At 42.0% G+C, this 19,739-nt stretch carries 17 protein-coding genes; 10 read left to right on the top strand and 7 right to left on the bottom strand.

All coding sequences use genetic code 11. The annotated features are described in order from the left end of the window. Nucleotides 1–59: 59 nt before the first annotated feature. The 4 genes from AC1DQW_RS03640 to AC1DQW_RS03625 all read left to right on the top strand — a co-directional run bounded on the left by AC1DQW_RS03640 (nt 60) and on the right by AC1DQW_RS03625 (nt 3,157). Nucleotides 60–962 (top strand): MBL fold metallo-hydrolase, encoded by a 903-nt coding sequence (locus AC1DQW_RS03640; protein ID WP_477452899.1) that lies wholly within the window; start codon nt 60–62, stop codon nt 960–962. 375 nt (nt 963–1,337) lie between these two features. Next, nucleotides 1,338–1,874: a hypothetical protein gene (locus AC1DQW_RS03635; protein ID WP_477452898.1), complete on the top strand. Its 537-nt coding sequence runs from the start codon at nt 1,338–1,340 to the stop codon at nt 1,872–1,874. A gap of 144 nt (nt 1,875–2,018) precedes the next feature. Further along, a complete protein-coding gene (locus tag AC1DQW_RS03630; protein WP_477452897.1) occupies nt 2,019–2,903 on the top strand; it encodes a DUF4349 domain-containing protein in 885 nt (294 codons plus the stop codon). Between the two features lie 59 nt (nt 2,904–2,962). Further along, nucleotides 2,963–3,157 (top strand): hypothetical protein, encoded by a 195-nt coding sequence (locus AC1DQW_RS03625; RefSeq protein WP_477452896.1) that lies wholly within the window; start codon nt 2,963–2,965, stop codon nt 3,155–3,157. A gap of 116 nt (nt 3,158–3,273) precedes the next feature. On the opposite strand, the gene gldB is transcribed toward AC1DQW_RS03625, so the two are convergent. Continuing rightward, nucleotides 3,274–4,311 (bottom strand): gliding motility lipoprotein GldB, encoded by a 1,038-nt coding sequence (gene gldB, locus AC1DQW_RS03620; RefSeq protein ID WP_477452895.1) that lies wholly within the window; start codon nt 4,309–4,311, stop codon nt 3,274–3,276. Between the two features lie 57 nt (nt 4,312–4,368). Here gldB and AC1DQW_RS03615 point away from each other — a divergent pair, with 57 nt between their 5' ends. Then, complete coding sequence (locus AC1DQW_RS03615) at nt 4,369–6,018, top strand: NAD+ synthase (RefSeq protein ID WP_477452894.1); 1,650 nt, start codon at nt 4,369–4,371, stop codon at nt 6,016–6,018. Nucleotides 6,019–6,115: 97 nt separating this feature from the next. After that, the gene (locus AC1DQW_RS03610) at nt 6,116–9,859 is read left to right on the top strand and encodes a S8 family serine peptidase (protein WP_477452893.1); all 3,744 of its coding nucleotides are present in this window, start codon (nt 6,116–6,118) and stop codon (nt 9,857–9,859) included. 99 nt (nt 9,860–9,958) lie between these two features. On the opposite strand, the gene AC1DQW_RS03605 is transcribed toward AC1DQW_RS03610, so the two are convergent. Further along, nucleotides 9,959–10,456: a hypothetical protein gene (locus AC1DQW_RS03605; RefSeq protein WP_477452892.1), complete on the bottom strand. Its 498-nt coding sequence runs from the start codon at nt 10,454–10,456 to the stop codon at nt 9,959–9,961. Nucleotides 10,457–10,710: 254 nt separating this feature from the next. Between AC1DQW_RS03605 and ggt the strand changes: the two genes are divergently transcribed. The 4 genes from ggt (at nt 10,711) to AC1DQW_RS03585 (ending at nt 14,646) form a co-directional block, all read left to right on the top strand. Continuing rightward, nucleotides 10,711–12,429, top strand: a complete 1,719-nt coding sequence (gene ggt / locus AC1DQW_RS03600) for a gamma-glutamyltransferase (protein ID WP_477452925.1) — start codon at nt 10,711–10,713, stop codon at nt 12,427–12,429. An 86-nt stretch (nt 12,430–12,515) separates the two neighbouring features. Next, on the top strand, nt 12,516–12,968 hold the full coding sequence (locus tag AC1DQW_RS03595) for a MarR family winged helix-turn-helix transcriptional regulator (RefSeq protein WP_477452891.1): 453 nt from the start codon (nt 12,516–12,518) through the stop codon (nt 12,966–12,968). 188 nt (nt 12,969–13,156) lie between these two features. Then, nucleotides 13,157–13,654 carry an FKBP-type peptidyl-prolyl cis-trans isomerase gene (locus AC1DQW_RS03590; protein ID WP_477452890.1) on the top strand — a complete coding sequence of 166 codons (498 nt, stop codon included), beginning with the start codon at nt 13,157–13,159 and terminating at the stop codon, nt 13,652–13,654. 59 nt (nt 13,655–13,713) lie between these two features. Continuing rightward, nucleotides 13,714–14,646: an FKBP-type peptidyl-prolyl cis-trans isomerase gene (locus AC1DQW_RS03585; protein ID WP_477452889.1), complete on the top strand. Its 933-nt coding sequence runs from the start codon at nt 13,714–13,716 to the stop codon at nt 14,644–14,646. Nucleotides 14,647–14,648: 2 nt separating this feature from the next. On the opposite strand, the gene AC1DQW_RS03580 is transcribed toward AC1DQW_RS03585, so the two are convergent. From AC1DQW_RS03580 to AC1DQW_RS03560, 5 genes are all read right to left on the bottom strand, one after another. After that, complete coding sequence (locus AC1DQW_RS03580) at nt 14,649–15,962, bottom strand: cryptochrome/photolyase family protein (protein WP_477452888.1); 1,314 nt, start codon at nt 15,960–15,962, stop codon at nt 14,649–14,651. Then, nucleotides 15,955–16,854, bottom strand: coding sequence for a TIGR01777 family oxidoreductase (locus AC1DQW_RS03575; protein WP_477452887.1), 900 nt, complete (start codon nt 16,852–16,854; stop codon nt 15,955–15,957). The genes AC1DQW_RS03580 and AC1DQW_RS03575 overlap by 8 nt, the downstream gene beginning before the upstream one ends. Then, nucleotides 16,851–17,804, bottom strand: coding sequence for an NAD(P)H-binding protein (locus AC1DQW_RS03570; RefSeq protein ID WP_477452886.1), 954 nt, complete (start codon nt 17,802–17,804; stop codon nt 16,851–16,853). The genes AC1DQW_RS03575 and AC1DQW_RS03570 overlap by 4 nt, the downstream gene beginning before the upstream one ends. Nucleotides 17,805–17,875: 71 nt before the next feature. Further along, nucleotides 17,876–18,190: a Dabb family protein gene (locus AC1DQW_RS03565; protein ID WP_477452885.1), complete on the bottom strand. Its 315-nt coding sequence runs from the start codon at nt 18,188–18,190 to the stop codon at nt 17,876–17,878. 161 nt (nt 18,191–18,351) lie between these two features. Then, on the bottom strand, nt 18,352–19,719 hold the full coding sequence (locus tag AC1DQW_RS03560; protein WP_477452884.1) for an ABC1 kinase family protein: 1,368 nt from the start codon (nt 19,717–19,719) through the stop codon (nt 18,352–18,354). Nucleotides 19,720–19,739 lie beyond the last annotated feature (20 nt).

The raw sequence follows: 19,739 nt of genomic DNA, 5'->3' as shown, positions 1-19,739 counted from the left end.
CTGCTTGCTACTTAGAAATTAAAATACCTAAATTTACTTACCAATCAAACCATTGACCAATGACAAATATGGAACGCCGTAAGTTTTTAACAACCGCAGCTCTTACTGCAGGCTCAGTTGCACTATTGGGGAAAAGAAGCCTGGCCGCGATGTTTGCCGACCCTACCTTCCAGTTTAAAATCCTCCGCGGCAACGTGGGCATGTTTGCCGAAAAAGGTGGCACCATTGCCTGGCTGGTAAATAAGGAAGGTATTGTTGTGGTTGACGCCGAATTCCCGGAACAGGCTACACACCTGATAGGCGAGCTGAAAAAACAATCGGACAAGCCCTTCCAATGGCTTATCAACACCCATCACCATGGCGATCATACCAGCGGAAACATCTCGTTTAAAGGCATAGTCAAAAACGTTGCTGCACATGCTAATTCGCTCAGCAATCAAAAAGCATCTGCCGCCAAACAAAATAGTGATGATAAACAGCTGTATCCTGATACTACTTATACCGATAAGTGGAAAATAAAAGTAGGCGACGAGCATATCACCGCACATTACTTTGGCGCAGGCCATACCAATGGCGATAGCTTTATCCACTTTGAAAACGCCAACGTTGTGCACACCGGCGACCTGGTATTTAACCGTCGCTACCCTTTTGTTGATCGTAGTGCAGGTGCATCCTGCAAAAGCTGGATCACCACGCTGGAAGCAGCCACCAAACAGTTTGACAAAAACACGATATTCGTTTTTGGTCATGCCTTTGATCCGCTTAAAGTAACCGGTAATATGGGCGATGTGAAAGCCATGCAGCACTTTATGGAAAGCCTGGTTACCTTTGTAGATACCAGTATTAAGGCCGGCAAATCAAAAGAAGAGATCATTGGCGCCAAAAGTATTCCGGGCATAACCGAGTGGCAGGGCGATGGAATTGATCGCGGGCTGACCGCAGCCTACGATGAGTTGAGTTAACCCAACTCATCCCGCCGAAAACAATTAGCCTCACCCTGGTTTAAGCTATCAATTTATTTATCAGCTCCAATCAGTTTTTTTGAGAAACAAACACGCGTATTGTTTCGTATCAAAAAAATACATAGTTTAGTTTTAATTGACATAACTAACCAATAAACAAACAGCTGTAATAAACCAACTATCTAATCTAATCACCCACCATGATTTGCAAACTACGGCTGTGCTCATTTAAGTTTTGCACAGTTACCATTCTTTATTTGTTTGCATGATCGACCTTGGGTCAAAATTCCTTCGAAAAAGAATTAAAACAAAAGATCGATTCGTTTTTAGCGCCAGTGCCTGTAGCAGCAATACAGGAAACATTACTGGACGAAAATGGCGAAATCGGTCATATTCAACCCGGCTGCAAAGTTAACTGCGGATTCCGGGTTGTCCGGTAATTTTATCCTGAGCAGAAAGGTATTTGAGGGTACAAGCATTTCAGCAGGTGCGCTGCAGATGTTCGCCAGCAATAAACAATCAGATTCACCAGGTTCAACCTTTTTTATGGCTATAAGCCATGCAATACAAACCATTCCGTCTTTAACTCCGGGCTGCTCGCGGCTTAGTTACACCCTTGGGCTAGGCAGTGGCGGGTTTTATGAAAAAAGCCCCGCAGACATTGCCCACGAAAAAGGCGCGCATGGCGCTGCAATATTTGGTAGCATATCATTTGAAGTGATAAGGCACCTGAGTATGAATGCAGAATGGACAGGCATGAATTTAGGATTTTCGACTGGCTTAAGGCCATTTAAAAGCCCGGTATGCCTTAGCGTAGGTGTGGCTAATTTAACCAGGTATTCATCGGATAAACCCAACATGGTTTTTTCGGTTGGATTACCCCTTTCATTGAACCGATCAATAACCAAATAATAACATATAAAAAATCATCGTGGTATAGATGTTTGTTTCAGTAAATAACTATCTGACCATACGCTAACTACCTGATTCTCTCCACACAAGGGTTACTTATTCGTATTTATAAGTATCAATAGTAACCAAAAAAAATTAAAATTCATGAAAACAAAAATTGTAAGTGCGCTGCTGGCGGGCATTGTTCTGCTGGGCGCGTGTAAAGGAGACGTATCTAAGTATGAAGCTATTAATAACAGTAGCGCTGCAGATTCGGCAACGGTAGATGCCCGCACAGATTCGTTAATGATGGTACAGCCCAAATTGGTAAAAACTGCCGATATGCGCTTCAAAGTTCAAAATGTGCAGCAAACTGCCGAGAAAATTGCCGCCTTGACCGTTAAAAATAATGGAATGGTAATGCACCACCAAATGGAGTCATCGGTACAAAACAGCCAGGATTATCGCATTAGCGACGATTCTGTAAAGCGGCTATCTGCTTTTAGCACTACTGAGAATATGACAGTTAAGGTGCCATCTCACGTGCTAGGCAGTTTCATGCAACAGGTAGCGCATATGGGCATGTATGTTACTTATAGCAAAATGGACATTGATGATAAATCGCTGGATTTTTTATCGTCGAAATTGAAACTCAATAGTCGCAGGGAGCTTGTTGATCAACAAAAAAAAGGCAAAGTCACCATAAAAAACCCATTGAATGTATTGTTATTGAAAGACGATATGGTTGAGGGCCAGATTGACAATATGAAAATTGATGCTGCCGTTAAGTTTAGTGTTATAACCCTCAGCTTTTATCAAAGCAATACTATAGTAACCGAAACTATCGCCAATGATGATCCATCGGCGTACCAATTGTCGTTTAGTAAACGTTTTACCAATTCATTGCATAATGGCTGGTATTTATTTACTCAACTTATTTTGGCCATAACTAACCTATGGGTATCCATTTTAGCAGGCATTGGCGTGTGGATTCTGGTAAGATATTATAAAAGAAAACACCCCGCATTTTTCGGTTTCATAAAATCATAAAAATTAGTGGCATTTTCGCTAAACATTTCTATTTTTGCCAAAACATTAAATACGGTATCATGGAGTCAATGGAAAACGCTAACGCAGAGAAACATTACAAACTATTAGTTGTCGCAATCATTATAGGCATTTTTGGTGTATTCATCCGCTTTGCAGGTGATGAAAACTCTCATTACTTTTCTTATATAGCTAACTTTGCACTACTGGTTGGTACTTTGCTTGCTTTAAAAGCAGTGTTTGATATAATGAAGTAATCCCCCACCCCTAAAAGGAAGTTGGCAGATATAAACAGGAAGCCCCGTTCATTTTGAACGGGGCTTCTTTAGTTTTAAACATTTATCTACAAATCAAAGAAGCATCCTTTTGGGGGCTACTTCGGCCTGTACTTTGATTGATTTAATATTTTTTGCGCATCCTTATCGGCCATTAACTGTGGCAAAGTAACTTCAGGATGCCTATCCATATAGGCACGCACAATTTGCCAGCCTGTGTATACAGCCAGCTTTGGCGCCGATTCATTTCTTTCACCCAGGCCCGGGGTGAACGGGGCTTCGGTAAGATATTTCTGAATTTTTGGGTAATCAGTTTCATACAATAAGTTCTCTTCTAAAAAGTAAGCCCATATCTTCGATTCAAAATCAGTGCACCATTTCAACTGGGCCGTTGTATAACTTATCTTAGATGTATCGCCTGCATCGGGCAATATCCTATCCATAAAGTACATGATCTTACCGTTGTACACCATTTTTGATAGCAATGATTTATCATTGTCATCTTCCGGAAACATATCTTCACGGGCAATACCCTCAATAACACGGGGTGTAATATTATCGGGCGTAAAATGCCTTGACAAATAATGCGGAAACGCACTGGTAATTGAAGGATAAAACCTGGAGTTGGCCCCCAAAAACAAATCAAGCCCTATGGCAAAATAACCGTCTCCAATTGATGTTTGTGCCTGGAAACCTGATAAATAAGCATAAACTCTCGGGATCCTCTTCTGCGGATAGTAGTATTTAATATACTTAAAAGCTTCGGTCAGTTCGGCATTTTGCTTATCCATATCAGGATAAACAGCTTCCACATCATGTTTCAAATCGTTATAGGCTTTCCCTTTAAATACTTCGTGCAGGGTTTTAAAATAGGCAGTATCTTTTGTACTACCGGCCTGTAAAATACGTTCAATAAAATCCTGGTAAAATACACCATACTTATTCTGAAGAAAGCCTGCCTGCTTACTCATGGATCCGGTGCGCATTGCATCAAAATCATGATCAAAGCGCTGTATCTTCACCTCAAGGTCAATATTGCTTACATCAATCTTTTTATTGCGCCCGCAGGCCGTCAATATCAGGCCAATAAAAAAAATTAAGTAAATTTGTTTTGCTTTATGCCGGGTAGTTATCATTTTTATCCTTTGAGCAAAAATAATTTTTATTTGCATTAATACGTTACTATACCATCCATGAAAATCGCATTAGCCCAGCTTAACTATCATATAGGTAATTTCGAATCAAACACTACCAAAATTATTGATCATATATTAGAGGCAAAGGAAAAAGGTGCAGACCTTGTTGTATTTGCCGAACTATGCGTTTGCGGTTACCCGGCGCGCGACTTTCTTGAATTTGATGAGTTTATTGGTTTGTGCGATGAAGCTGCAAAAAAAATAGCTGCAATATGTACTGATGTTGCCTGTATTATCGGCCTGCCCACTTTCAATAACAAAACAGAGGGTAAAGACCTGAACAACTCTGCATATTTTATTGAAGATGGTAAGGTTAAAGCCATCGTGAACAAAGCTTTGCTGCCAAATTATGATGTATTTGATGAGTACCGTTACTTTGAACCATCAACAGATTTTAATTGTATTGAATTTAAGGGCAAAAAAATAGCGCTTACTATATGCGAGGACCTGTGGAATACTATCGAGAACCCGTTATACGTAACCCGCCCAATGGATATTCTGATCAATCAGCAGCCTGATATAATGATCAATATTGCCGCATCGCCTTTTGCATATAACCATGATGAGGTGCGGATTGCCATTTTGAGCGATAATGCCAGTCGCTATAATTTGCCGCTGCTTTATGTAAACCAGGTAGGCGCCCAAACCGAATTGATATTTGATGGGGGATCGTTGATATTTGATAATACAGGTAAGCTGATAGACGAGTTGCCTTATTTTGAAGAGAATATGGCTTATTATACCCTTGCGGATGATGGCACGCTAAGTTTTGAACATCCATCGACCCTGAAAACTGAACGGCCGAGTGATATTGACCAGATACACCAGGGAATTATATTGGGTATCCGCGATTACTTTTATAAATCGGGCTTTAAACAGGCCATATTGGGTTTATCCGGCGGGATAGATTCGGCCGTGGTTTGCGCTTTGGCTGCTGAGGCCTTGGGCCCCGTAAATGTGATGGCCGTATTGCTGCCATCGCGTTTTTCAACAGATCATTCCCTTAAAGATGCCGAGGACCTGGTGAAAAACCTGGGTTGCAAAAGTGAAACAATAGCTATAAAGCATATTACCGAAGCAATTGAGGGCTCCTTGCACCCGCAGTTTAAAAACCTTCCATTTAATATTGCCGAAGAAAATATCCAATCGCGCAGCAGAGCTATTTTATTAATGGCTATGTGCAATAAGTTCGGTTATATTTTGCTAAACACCAGCAATAAAAGTGAAGCGGCAGTAGGTTATGGCACTTTATATGGCGATATGTGCGGAGGGATCTCCGTTATAGGCGATGTATACAAAACGCAGGTTTTTGAACTGGCACGTCACATTAACCGTGATAAAGAAATCATCCCAATCAATTCCATTGTTAAACCACCATCGGCTGAGTTAAGGCCCGACCAAAAGGATACCGACTCCCTGCCTGAGTATGATATTCTGGATAAAATATTGGAAGAATATATTGAATACCGTCGCTCATCTGCCGAGATCATTAAAATGGGATATGACGAAGCTACCGTTCGCCGGGTAATCAAGCTTACCAATTCGGCCGAGCATAAACGCTACCAAACACCACCAATCTTAAGGGTTTCGCCCAAGGCCTTTGGTATGGGCCGCAGAATGCCTATTGTGGGTAAATATCTTTCGTAGATAAATTGTGTTTATCGATTCTCATTATAAAAACTAATTTTATACAGAGTTAATTTGTTCATTTAAATTTTCTTGAAAATACCTATATTTCAAGCCCATGAATAAATTTTACGCAGCGCTATGTGCTTGTTTTTTTGTGCTGTGTACAGCCGGTCAAACTTTTGCCCAGCAACCCTTGGTAAGTGATGCCAAAAAGGCCGAATTAGCTAACTTTTCATCACAATTAAAAGACACTTATACCGTCAGCAAGCAGCAGGCTCTGTCATTAGCAGGCAAACGCGGGTGGCCAATCAGTCGCCGGTCAAAAAATGGCAATTTACTGTCGTTACAAGGAGTAAACAGTTTGGGCTTCCCCATATACCTCATTACACATAATAATACTACTGCCGCGGCAACAACAGGTACTAATACTGTACAACCCGGTGGTTCGTTAGGATTAAATTTGTCTGGTTCCAGTGCCAGCCTCCTCAATAAATTGGCCATATGGGATGGCGGCTCGGTTTATGCCGCTCACCAGGAATTTACAGGTAAAACCATTACCATAAAAAATAGCGCAGCAATACTTGACCATACCACTCACGTAGCAGGTACTATGATAGCTAAAGGTGTATATGCACCTGCCAAAGGCATGGCCTTTAATGCGGGCAGCCTTTTATCATGGGATTTTGATAACGATATAAGCGAAATGAGTGCCGCCGCATCAGGCTTGCTGCTATCCAATCACTCCTACGGTGATGTGGCTGGATGGGAATATAGCGATACCGACTCCCGCTGGGAATGGTATGGCATACCCGGTGATTCTGTTGATTACACTTTTGGTTTTTATGATACCCGCGCACAGTCATGGGATAAAATTGCTTATACCGCCCCATATTATCTTATAGTCGAATCGGCCGGTAATAGCCGGTCCAGTAACGGACCAGCCATAGGTTCAACCTATTATGGCTACAGGAGCAGAACCGACCAAACGATGGTAAACAAGGGCGCCAGACCTGCAACCATCAGCGATAATAGCGGTTATGATATCATAAGCACAACTGGTAATGCTAAAAACACACTTACAGTAGGGGCTGTAAACCCTTTACCGTCGGGCCCTACAAACAGGCAGGATGTAAGCGTTGCTTATTTCAGTGCCTGGGGGCCAACTGATGATGGACGGGTTAAGCCCGATATTGTTGGCGACGGCGTTAATGTAACATCGGTAGGCGTTGCAAACAGCACATCATATCTTACCTTATCAGGCACCTCGATGGCTGCGCCTAATATTACAGGATCTTTATATTTATTGCAGGAGTACTATTACAAACAAAACAACCAGAGTTTTATGCGCTCGGCAACGCTGAAAGGCTTGGTTTGCCATACTGCTTTTGATGCCGGTAACGTAGGCCCCGATTATATCTATGGATGGGGACTGCTCAATATGACAAAGGCTGCGCAGGCTATAACTGATAATGGCACCAAAAGTCTTGTTAAAGAGAATACCCTTACCCAGGGCCAAACTCAAACATTTAATGTGGTGGCATCAGGATCAGGTGCTTTAATGGCCACCATTGCATGGACCGACCCGCAGGGAACGGTTTCGCCTGACGGCACGATAAACAGCCGTACCCCAAAACTGGTAAATGATCTGGATATAAAAGTGAACGCTGGCAATACTACCTATGATGCATGGGTTTTAGATCCCGATCACCCATCTGTTGCTGCAACAACCGGCGACAACATTCGGGATAATGTGGAGCAGGTTTATATTGCCAATGTGGTACCAGGCAAAGCTTACACAGTTACAGTATCTCATAAAGGTATTTTATCGTCAGACCAGCAAGCTTACTCACTTATAGTAACCGGTATTGGTGGCACAGCATATTGCTCGTCGGCTCCGCTGAGTAATGCCGATTCGCGCATTGACAACCTTAAGCTTGCTAATATTAATAATACACCGGCCCAGGGCTGCAAAAGTTATTCTGATTACACCAATTTAACCGTTCAATTGGAGCAGGACAAATCCTATCCGCTAAGTATTACCCTGGGTACCTGCGGCGGCAATTTTACTAAAGCAGCCAGGGTATTTATTGATTATAATGAAAACGGCATTTTTGATAATAGCGAACTGGTTGCAACTACCGGTTTTATTAACGGTACGGGCACATATAATACTACTATAAAAATACCGGCAAATGTATCCGCGGGCACTTACAGTTTAATGAGGGTAGTATTAAGCGAAACCGGGGACACCTCCACTATAAAGGCCTGCGGCAGTTACAGCAAAGGCGAAACCCAGGATTACAGGGTGCGGTTTTTACAAACCAGCGTTGATGCAGGTATTTCGGCCATTGTTAACCCTGGTTCAGATGGAACATGCTCGGTAAGTACCCCCGTAACTATCCGGGTTAAAAACTTTGGCAGCGCAGCAATCAGCAATATCCCGCTAACGGTAAAAATAACCGCTTCTGACAATACCGTAACTACGTTTACCGGAACCTATACCGGCACACTTGCATCTGGCGATGAGGATAATTTTACCTTTAGTCAAAGTTTTAATGCGCTTGCCGGGGCCAACTATACAATAACTGCCATAAGCAACTTATCCGGCGACCCGGTAAAAACAAATGATACCGTAACAACAACTATCGTTGTCAACTCACCATCTGCTATTGGCGCTCTTAACGCTTACTACTGTACCGATAGCAAACAATACCTTTTATCGGGCGATGGTGATGGCACTTTACTTTGGTATCAAAACATAAATGATACTATCCCTATTGCCGCAGGCAGCCTTGTAAGCACAGCTTATCCGCCTGTAAATAATAAATATTACGCAGGGGTAAATGATTTTAAAGGAACCGTTGGTCCGGCTACTAAAAATACTTTCGGCGGCGGTGGGTATAACCAGTTTACACCATCGGTAATTGTTAATACCAAAGTACCGGTAGTTATTCAAAGCGCCCGCTTATACATCGGCAATCCCGGTAAAATTACTTTTAACGTAAGTAACAGCAGCGGACAAACCGTGGCATCAACAACTATAAATGCCCAGGCCACCCGTACTGTACCTCTGCCAGGCCCGCAGGCAGATGACCCGGCCGACCAGGGTAAGGTTTATGATCTTAATCTTGAATTACCTGCTGCCGGCAAATACCTAATATCGGTTGAGTATGACAATACAGCAACCATTTACCGTAACAACGCCGGTGTAACAGCCTATCCGTTTGGCATAGGTAATATTTTCAGTATTACCGGGAACGACGCGACAGGTGATAACCCTTCGGATACAAGCTACTACAAAAGTTTTTACTATTATTTTTATGATATGAAGGTGCAAAGCCTGGGCTGTGCATCGGCTGCAAGAAAAGCTGTTACACCAGCCAAACCCGTAATTACGCAAAGTAATAATACCTTAAACTCCAGTATTGCAACAGGCAACCAATGGTTGTTAAATGGACAGCCTATAGCAGGAGCCACCAGTGCCACTTATGAGCCCCTGCAAAGCGGGGATTACCAGGTGGCAGATACTTTAGTTAGCGGATGCGTAGCCTTATCAGATGTTTTTACTTACGCACGAACGGTTGCCAATGCGGATAAATCGACCGATATTGGGCTGACAGTATTTCCTGTGCCGGCAAGTGCCAACCTTTATGTTGTATTTACAGCAAAAGCTGCTGCCGACCTAAATCTATCGCTTGTAAATTCTGTGGGGCAAACTGTGTTGTCAAAAAAACAAGTCCTGCCTCAGGGCAATTTTAGTACTGTAATAAATGTAACCAATTTGCAGCCGGGCGTTTATGTATTAAAGGTATTACTGGGTAGTAAGGTTTACGGGAAGAAGGTGATTATAGCCCATTAATTCGTCGGCCTCATACAAACATTTTCCGGGAACGCAGGGATTAAATTTTTTCAAAAAGTCTCACGCACCATGCGGCGGGTGAGACTTAGAGGGTGCTTTTTACTGAAAAGTATATTTTACTCCAACACCTGGTGCAATGTCAAAAAACGGTCCGGTTGCCACTTCAAGGCGTGGATTAAGGTCCAGGCTTACCGCAATCGGGCTATTGGGCACCATCCACTCAAGGCCCAAAACACCATCAGCTCCTAATAAAAGATGCCTGTCTCTATAGTATTGATCGTCGCTGCCAAAACGTTTGTAATAACCGCTACCGATGGAGCCTAAGTGGCCCCCAAAGCCATAATAAAAATTAAGCTTATCCACGTTAAAAGCCTGCGTATGTATTTCATATAAACCCGTTATTACCAGGCCATGATCGCGGATGCCCAAGATACCCTCGAGTGCTGTGTTTTTATCCAGGAAGTATTTTCCGGATGGACCAATTTCATATGCCCCGAATTTTAAACCGGCGGCCACCTTATAGTCTTGCGCCTGTGAGCGCTTACCAATTAATAAAAATGAAACAGAGAAGAGCAGAATGTAAATTAATTTTTTCATATAGTAGTTTTAAATAAACAATTAAACAGGTAATGTTTTGGCATATAAAACTTAACACAGGTTTAACCATGTGTAAGCTTAAATGTTTCTGCAAATAAACGCGGGATTTGGGTTTTTATGGTATTGTAAATTAAAAACTATTTTGGCAAATGCTCATCTAACTGATTTTCAGAGGGAAATATTGGTTCGTTTTTTTTAGTGGGATTGTGCCTTTAAATAAGTTATTTTAGTAAAAATAATTGCTGCAAACTATGATGATATATACCTTTAAAATAACAAATACCAGGTACTTAACGCGATTTTTAACAATACTTTTTTTTATTTCAGCCGGTTGCGTATTTGGGCAATCCGTTGACAACAATAATGGTCAATATCATAATGGTATGGTAGTATGTGCCTACCCCGATGCAGCCCGGGTTGGTCTTGATATTTTGAAGAAAGGCGGGAATGCCGTTGATGCCGCTGTAGCTGTACATTTTGCGCTTGCTGTAACTTACCCGGATGCCGGCAATATTGGCGGTGGTGGCTTTATGGTTTTCCGCTCAAAAAAGGGCAAATGCAATACCCTCGATTTCAGGGAAAAAGGCCCTGCCGCTGCAAGTGCCAATATGTATCTTGATTCCGCCGGGAATGTAATACCCGATATGAGCTTGTATACACACCAGGCATCGGGCGTGCCCGGCTCTGTTGATGGCATGGTTAGGGCTCATCGCAAATATGGCAAGCTAAAATGGGCCGACCTGGTACAACCTGCTATCGACCTTGCCCGCAACGGCTTTAACATAACCAAACGCATGGCCAATGATCTAAACCGCACCCATGCCCAATTCCTGAAACTAAATCCCGGTAAACCCTATTTAATTAAAGAAGGAGAGTGGAAAGAAGGCGATCTGCTGGTACAGGAAGATCTTGCCAAAACCTTTGAACTTATCCGTGATAAAGGTCGTAAAGGCTTTTATAAGGGCGTCGTTGCCGATCAGATTGTTGCCGAAATGAAAAGCGGGAATGGCCTGATCTCCAAAAAAGATCTGAAAAAGTATCATGCAGTTTGGCGTAAAGCCCTTACGGGTAATTATAAAGACTACAAGATCATTACCATGCCACCGCCATCAAGCGGAGGAATAGCCCTGCTGCAACTGCTGCAATCGGTTGAAAAATATCCTTTAAAAAGATGGGGATATAACCAGGATAGTACTATAAGGTTGGTAGTTGAGGCCGAACGCCGGGTTTATGCCGATAGATCAAAATACCTGGGCGATCCCGATTTTTATAAAGTGCCCGTCGATAGTCTCCTCAAACCGGCTTATATAACATCACGCATGAATAATTTTAACTGGGCTGCAGCTACCCCAAGTACCAGCATACAACCCGGCACCTTTACAGGTTATGAAAGCGATCAAACAACTCATTATTCTATTGTAGATGGAGATGGCAATGCAGTGTCAATCACTACAACTTTGAACGATAGCTTTGGCTCCAAAATATTTGTGAAAGGCGCCGGCTTCTTACTGAACAACGAAATGGATGATTTTAGTTCAAAACCAGGTGTACCCAATATGTATGGACTGGTTGGAGGCAAGGCCAATAGCATTCAGCCCGGTAAACGCATGTTATCATCCATGACACCAACCATTGTTGAAAAGGATGGCAAGCTATTTATGGTGGTAGGTACTCCCGGTGGTTCAACTATAATCACATCGGTATTTCAAACCATACTTAACGTGATAGAGTTTAACCAAAATATGCAGCAGGCTGTAACATCTAAACGCTTCCACTCACAATGGCTGCCCGATGAAGTAGCCGTTGAAAAAGACGGGATAGACGGCGCAACCCTGATAAAACTGCAAAGCAAAGGTTACAAAATAACAAATCGCAATGCTATAGGTCGCGTAGATGCCATCCTTAAAACCAAGGAGGGTTATTATGAAGGAGGTGCCGACCCGAGAGGGGACGATACTAAACTGGGGTGGTAGTAAGGCTGTATTACTTAATACCTGTTTGTTGCAAACCGCAAACTTAAATTTGCGTAATTAACAAGCATTTCTTACGTTTGGTATGCATGCATAACAGCGTAAAACACCAGGAAACTATCGATTATTTTTTAAAGATTGTGTGGCAAACTGTGGCTAACAGGTATAACCAGTTGGTTACTGAGTTTGGTATCACACAGTCTATAGGCTATCTGTTGATCAATATAGATGAAAAAGAAGGCACCACTGTATCCCAGGCTGCAGCTTTGCTGGGTCTTAAATCAACCAGTTTATCAAGAATGCTTAGTCAACTGGAAAAAACGGGGTTAATCTATCGTGAATCCAACCAGGGGGATAAACGCTCGGTAAAGATTTACCTGACCCAACTGGGTAAAGAAAAACGTCACCAGGCACGTGTAGTAGTAAGGCAATTTAACAATTACCTTGATGCCCATATCAGCGAGGCAGATAAGGAATATCTCACCGAAATGCTAAAAAAGATAAACAAGCTTACAGTTAACTATAAACCTAATAGTCATTAGTCATTGCATGCGCAGATAAGCACTAATGACCAATAACCGAGAAGCCGATTCCGCTATAATTTTTCAAAGAATAATGCGTTTTTGATTGAACTATGTTCGTTGTGAACAAATAATAGCTGAGCAATGTGTTAAAAAATGTTAAGCTGCCGTTTTTCTATTATAAAAGAATAAATTTGCCTTTTGAAAAAATGAACAGGTTACTTGTTTTACTATTGCTTTTGATGGCTGGACTGGGTGCATGTAAAAAATCTGCCGATCCTTTAGCACAGTATAAAATACAAGCTGATATTGACGATAAAATAATCAGCGATTACCTGGCACAGCATCCGGAAGACAGTGCTAAACGCGTTGATACATCAGGTGTGTTTTACATTATAAAAAAAGGCGAAGAAGGATCAGGAAATGACCTGTTTACCAGTTCGACAACTATAACAGTAGGTTTTACCGGACAACGATTAACTGATGGTGTAGTATTTGCGCAAACCAGCAATTTTCATCCATCCTATACATTAGGAAGTGTGATAAAGGGTTGGCAGTTGGGAGTACCTCAAATAAAAAAAGGTGGCAAAATAAGGTTGCTTATTCCATCGAGATATGCTTATGGACCATTTGCACAGGATTCGATAAATTTGCCCGCTAATTCGGTGCTTGATTTTAATATACAGCTTTATAACATAACTAATTAGACAAAAAATAAAGGTAAAAAGCGATAATGATTAGCTATTACTGTTAACAACCAATATAAATGAAGAAAATTACTTTTACGTTATTACTACTTACCACAATAGGTTTTATATCCTGCCGTAAAACCGGGAACGATCCGAATATTACACAATACGACGAAACCAATATCCAAAACTATATTACAGCAAACGGGCTTACTGCAATGAAACGTGATACTACCGATGGTGATACCACTGGTATTTATTACCAGATACTTTCGCAGGGAGCAACTACTAACCCCATAGCATATTCAGACACGGTAAAGTTTGTGTTTACTTTAAAATCGTTTGATGGCAAGTACAACTCACTCGATTCGCTTACCTCCAATCATTATGATGGCTTTGCAGGGCATATAAGCCAGGGCAATTTACCTAAGGGATTGCAGATAGCCATTCATAACCTCATTAAGTACAAAGGTACAAGAGCGAGAGTGTTGATACCATCGCGCCTGGGCTATGGCATTAATGGAACCGGATCGGGGAGTTCAAGTAATGTGAATACCCGTATTGCCGGTAACCAATGCCTTGACATTTATGTAAATGTGATATCTGATCAAAATACTTATGACGATCAGGTCATAAAAAAGTATATGGCTACCAATAGCTTAACGGGCTTTGTTAAATCGGCCGGCGGTTATTATTATAAGGTGACAACTCCAGGTACAGGCGCCAATCCTATTGGTCAATATTCGGCCTTTACTGCAACTTACTCGGGCAAATTTTTAACCGGAACAGAGTTTGACGCCAACACTACAGGTGTAGCATTCGATCTTTCGGGCAATGGCGGAAGCGTACCTGTAACAGGTGTGGCGCAAGGTTTACAAGGCTATACAACAGGCGCTGCAGTTACCCTCCTCCTGCCATCAAGATATGCTTATGGCAGGGGTGGCAATCAAAGTATCCCAACAAATACAAACTTACGTTTTGACTTTACAATAGTTACTGTAACTAACTAATATTACTTAGCTAAAGCCGCTTTAAAGGCGTTTAAGCAACGTTCACGTGCAAACGCATGATCAATAATGGGTTTCGGACATTTGCTAAAGTCAGCATATTCCGGAACCCATTTTTTTATGTATTTCAGATTCGGGTCAAATTTTTTAGTTTGCGATTCAGGATTAAAGATCCTGAAGTATGGCGCTGCGTCGGTACCTGAGCCTGCAGCCCATTGCCAGCCACCAACATTGCTGGCCATTTCATAATCCAACAGCTTGCGGGCAAAGTATTGTTCGCCCCAACGCCAGTCTATCAGCAGATCTTTACTTAAAAAGCTGGCCACTATCATACGTACCCGGTTGTGCATAAAGCCTGTAGCATTCAGCTCGCGCATGCCTGCATCAATTATAGGATAACCGGTTTGCCCTTCGCACCAGGCTTTAAATTGCTCCTCGTTATTAACCCATTTTATGCGGTCATACTCCGGGCGAAAGGCATGATCCATAGTATGCGGGAAATGGTGCAATATCATCATATAAAACTCGCGCCATATAAGCTCATCAAGCCACGTTTTATCACTATAGCCATATGCCGTTTTGGCCAGTTCCCGTATGCTCACCGTGCCGAAACGCAAATGCAGCCCAATATGTGATGTGCCTTTAATAGCCGGAAAATCGCGTTTATCGGCATAATCGCTGATAACATTTTTGTACTCCTGAATGGGAAAATGCCGTGTACTTTTTTCAAAGCCAATTTCCCTTAACTCTGGTATCGCCAGCGCCGGGGTTTTTACCAGGTTTATTAAATATTTTCCGGTAGGGTAAACCTCCAGGTAAAACGGCTTAAGTGTGGCGTACCATTTACGTCGGTAAGGGGTATAAACAATATAAGGCTTCCCATCATCTTTGGCTACTTCATTTTTTTCAAATATTACCTGGTCTTTAAAGGTTTTGAAATCTATACTATGCTTTTTTAGCTTTTCCCTTACGGCATCATCGCGCCTGGCAGCATAGGGTTCATAATCATGATTGGTATAAACCGCCGCAATGTTATACTCGTTAATAACCTTATCCCATGCATGTGTGGCCTTATCATAAATTATTAACAAGCTGCTGTTGTATTTACGCAGTTCATGATGCAGCTTTTCAATAGTGTTATAAATAAAGGTTACCCGGGCATCATCCTTATCTTCCAGCTCATCTAATATCTCCCTGTCGAAAATAAACAAAGGCAAAACAGGTTTGCCACTTTTTAACGCGTGGTATAAACCGGCATTGTCATTTAAGCGCAGATCACGGCGAAACCAGAAGATGGTTACCGGGATATTATTATCCATATATTTCTTTTAATGCTTCAGCAATTTCAGCATATTTAAAGCTGAAGCCGGCATCTTTGATTTTTTTGCCAGCTACTTTCGTGCTTCCTAAAACCAGGCTGCTCATTTCGCCCAACATCAATTTCAGCACAAATGCAGGCACATTTGGCGCCCACGTAGGTTTATGTAATTGTTTAGCCACTGCCTTTATCATTTGAGCATTGGTCACCGGGTTAGGCGCCACCATATTAAAAACACCTTTCAGCTCCTTATTTTCTATAGCAAACAGGTACATATCAATCGCATCCTGCCAATGGATCCAGGAGATCCATTGTTTACCGCTGCCAATTGGCGAACCGATGTAAAGCTTTACCGGCGAGGCCAGCGCGGGCAATGCCCCGGCATCTTTATCCAATACTACACCTGTACGGAACTTTACTACACGAAGACCTAATTTATCACCTTCATCAACAGCAGCTTCCCAATCAACGCAGCATTGCGATAGAAAATCAGTTTTAGGGGCGCTGGTTTCTGTCAGTAACTCCTCGCCCCTATCACTATAATAACCAATTCCAGATGCGGATATAACCGATGTAACCTTGTTTGCCCGGCTTTTAAGAAGATTATATAACAGGGCGATTGATTTGGTACGACTTTCAACTATTTCTTTTTTACGCTGATCTGTCCAGCGTTTATCAGCAATACCGGCCCCGGCAAGGTGGACAATAGTATCCACTCCATCAATGCAATGCTCATCAATAGTACCTTTATTCACATCCCAGATAAAGGTTTTAATATCAATATCCTTAGCCGGATTTCTGCTCAAAAAACTTACAGAATGACCCTTTGCCAGCAATAACTTACTAAGCCGCCTACCTAATCCTCCAGAGCCTCCGGTTATTAATATATTCATTGATTCACTTGTTCATTGGTTAATAGTTCTTTGCTTTTCATTGCGTTACTTATTGGTTGCAGGGAAACGAACGCAAGATTAAGAGCCTCCTCGTAGGTTAGGCATTGTCGTAGTATTATATGATCTATACTATGATTATGCACAATGGTTTCGTGCTTCATGCTATTTACCAGGTTTTGGGCCATCACATAACCCGTAGAAGTTATAAGGGATAGCCAATATGATGATATTTTTGGCGACAGAAGCGGAATGTTAATAATATATCTTTTAAGATGGCGCACTTTGGCATAAGTAAGTATCATCTCTTTAAAAGTTAAAATATCCGGCCCGCCGATGTCAAAGGTTTTATTAAACGTTCTTTCGTTGAGCAGCACACTTTCCAGGTAGCCCAGCACATCACAAATGGCAATAGGCTGGCAACGGGTATTCATCCACCTGGCACCGGCCATTACAGGGGATTTTTCGGTAAGATCACGAATAATCTCGAACGATGCGCTGCCCTGACCGATGATTGGGCCCGTCCTTAACACAGTAAGCGCCGGTTTACCTTTCTTTAAAACGTCTTCCACATACCTGCGCGATTCGGGATGTGTGGAACGATTATCATCGTTGCCGATGCCACTCAAAAATATTGTTTGCCGGCAGTTGGTTTTATCCAGCGTATGAATAAAGTTATAGGCCGATAACACTTCCAATGCAGCAAAATCCTGCGCCTGCGACATGGAATGCACCAGGTAATAAGCCGCATCAATATCTTCAGGAAAGGCTTCTATACTCGATTCTTTAAGCAGATCCCCGGTCATAACGGTTACCTGCCTGCTAAAGTCGTTGTGTTCATTAAAGTGGCGTTTATCGCGCACCAGGCAAATTACATTATGGCCTTTCTCCAGCAAAACAGGTATAAGCTTAGTACTTATATAACCATTGGTGCCTGCAAGTAATACCTTCATGCTATGTGCAACAACCAAAAACGCAGGGTGTTTTAATTGGGTTATGCTACAATGTATTTTAAGCTACCCAGCTATACGTTAATACTATCCACAACAACAACTTTGCTGCATAGTGGTTTGGCATATTGCTCAGCAAAAATAACATGGGTAGCATCAACCTGGTAAGCTTCCTGTAACTCCGGCGAATCAAACAAAAGCAATAAGGAAACATCATATGAACGATCAATCACATCGCGGTTGGTATCGGCAGGTACGCCTATATGGATATCGCGGATGTGGGCTATAGGTTTCAATATGTTTAGGCCCTCAATCAGTTTATCCTTATCGGTCTTATTTTTTAGCCAGAAATGTACATGGTGAACAAAGGTGTTTTGGAGTAATGGCATGGTAGTATTTGAGATTTAATGCTAAATTAAAAATTAGATAATTGATTGCAAGCTTAAAATTTTACCATCCTAACCAGTGGAAGATATATACGCAGATTTTATATGTTGACAATTTGATTCACTACTATCGCTTAGCATAGCGAAGGAGTATCAATACCCGCTCAATACTCCAACACCACATGCGGCTTAAACGTATCCGTTTTCACCTCGGCCTTAAGCTCATGCAAAATATTATACAAGCCAAAATTAGTACGGTTTACATAAATAAAATGCTTAACCCCGCGAGCCTGTTTAAACTCTGGCATTTTTGAAAGCCGCTCACCAAAGCTGAATAGCTTTTCAAAAAACTCTTTTTTGCTAAAATCAAAATGGGTATCGATGTAAGGTAAAGCAAACAGGCTGATCATCTCCTTATACTGGGTGTAAAAAAAAGCTACCTGTGCTGGGGTATCGTTTTTACGGATCATATCCAGCTGGCGGAAAGCCTTGATAGTTTCTTCCTTATTATCAAGCAGATTAGTAGATGTGAGCGAGAAAAAGGGATAGTAAAAATCTTCGGGCATCTCTTTTATGCAGCCAAAATCAATAACACCAAGTTTACCTTCCGGGGTGATCATAAAATTACCGGGATGCGGATCGGCATGTACAGCCCGCAATTCGTGTTGCTGAAAATTGTAAAAATCCCATAAAGCCTGGCCTATCCGGTTGCGCAACTCCTGTGATGGATTGGTAGCCAAAAACTCTTTAAGATGTTTCCCTTCCAGCCAATCCATTGTGATGATACGCTTGCTGGATAGTTCGGGGTAGTATTCAGGAAAAACCACATTATCCAGGTTGGCGCAGGCGGTCGAGAACTCGATGGAGCGGCGTACTTCCAGCTCGTAGTCGGTTTCTTCCAATAGGCGCTCCTCAACTTCGCGCATATAAACATCCAGTTCTTTTTCGCTCATGCCCAGCATGCGGAAAGCAAAGGGTTTGATGAGTTTCAGGTCGGATGATATAGAATCGCCTACGCCGGGATACTGGATCTTTACGGCCAGTTTTTTACCATTCAGTTCGGCCTGGTGAACCTGCCCTATTGATGCAGCATTGGTCGACCGGATATTGAACTTATCATAGATCTGTTCTGGATTTTTGCCGAAATATTTTTTAAATGTTTGCACAATCAGCGGCCCCGAAAGCGGTGGGGCATTGTATTGCGATTGTGTGAATTTATCTACATAAGCCTGGGGCAACAGGTTTTTATCCATGCTGAGCATTTGAGCAACCTTAAGTGCGCTTCCCTTAAGTTCGCTTAACGACTGATAGATATCTGCAGCATTATCCTCATTCAATTCGGATTTATCCATACCGGGGTTGAACAGTTTTTTTGAATAATGCTTTATATAGTTCCCCCCTATTTTAAACCCTGTTTTTACAAACCTGGCCGAACGTTCTGCTTTGGTAGTTGGTATGCTGTTTTGTTCGGGAGCAGCCCCCTGCAAATCTCCTCCATCTTTCAATGGACGATCTTTTTTATTATCTGTCATAATGATTTCTAAAATCTCAT

The sequence above is a fragment of the Mucilaginibacter sp. P5_A4 genome (assembly GCF_056400605.1).
Note: the sequence above shows the minus strand (reverse complement) of the source record. Positions and strands in the feature narration are given on the sequence as shown.

What these genes read in the sequence shown, in the direction of transcription:
- AC1DQW_RS03640 (WP_477452899.1), top strand. Translation starts at nt 60, where the DNA reads ATGACAAATATGGAACGCCGTAAGTTTTTAACAACCGCAGCTCTTACT.
- AC1DQW_RS03635 (WP_477452898.1), top strand. Translation starts at nt 1,338, where the DNA reads ATGGCGAAATCGGTCATATTCAACCCGGCTGCAAAGTTAACTGCGGAT.
- AC1DQW_RS03630 (WP_477452897.1), top strand. Translation starts at nt 2,019, where the DNA reads ATGAAAACAAAAATTGTAAGTGCGCTGCTGGCGGGCATTGTTCTGCTG.
- AC1DQW_RS03625 (WP_477452896.1), top strand. Translation starts at nt 2,963, where the DNA reads ATGGAGTCAATGGAAAACGCTAACGCAGAGAAACATTACAAACTATTA.
- gldB (WP_477452895.1), bottom strand. Translation starts at nt 4,311, where the DNA reads ATGATAACTACCCGGCATAAAGCAAAACAAATTTACTTAATTTTTTTT.
- AC1DQW_RS03615 (WP_477452894.1), top strand. Translation starts at nt 4,369, where the DNA reads ATGAAAATCGCATTAGCCCAGCTTAACTATCATATAGGTAATTTCGAA.
- AC1DQW_RS03610 (WP_477452893.1), top strand. Translation starts at nt 6,116, where the DNA reads ATGAATAAATTTTACGCAGCGCTATGTGCTTGTTTTTTTGTGCTGTGT.
- AC1DQW_RS03605 (WP_477452892.1), bottom strand. Translation starts at nt 10,456, where the DNA reads ATGAAAAAATTAATTTACATTCTGCTCTTCTCTGTTTCATTTTTATTA.
- ggt (WP_477452925.1), top strand. Translation starts at nt 10,711, where the DNA reads ATGATATATACCTTTAAAATAACAAATACCAGGTACTTAACGCGATTT.
- AC1DQW_RS03595 (WP_477452891.1), top strand. Translation starts at nt 12,516, where the DNA reads ATGCATAACAGCGTAAAACACCAGGAAACTATCGATTATTTTTTAAAG.
- AC1DQW_RS03590 (WP_477452890.1), top strand. Translation starts at nt 13,157, where the DNA reads ATGAACAGGTTACTTGTTTTACTATTGCTTTTGATGGCTGGACTGGGT.
- AC1DQW_RS03585 (WP_477452889.1), top strand. Translation starts at nt 13,714, where the DNA reads ATGAAGAAAATTACTTTTACGTTATTACTACTTACCACAATAGGTTTT.
- AC1DQW_RS03580 (WP_477452888.1), bottom strand. Translation starts at nt 15,962, where the DNA reads ATGGATAATAATATCCCGGTAACCATCTTCTGGTTTCGCCGTGATCTG.
- AC1DQW_RS03575 (WP_477452887.1), bottom strand. Translation starts at nt 16,854, where the DNA reads ATGAATATATTAATAACCGGAGGCTCTGGAGGATTAGGTAGGCGGCTT.
- AC1DQW_RS03570 (WP_477452886.1), bottom strand. Translation starts at nt 17,804, where the DNA reads ATGAAGGTATTACTTGCAGGCACCAATGGTTATATAAGTACTAAGCTT.
- AC1DQW_RS03565 (WP_477452885.1), bottom strand. Translation starts at nt 18,190, where the DNA reads ATGCCATTACTCCAAAACACCTTTGTTCACCATGTACATTTCTGGCTA.
- AC1DQW_RS03560 (WP_477452884.1), bottom strand. Translation starts at nt 19,719, where the DNA reads ATGACAGATAATAAAAAAGATCGTCCATTGAAAGATGGAGGAGATTTG.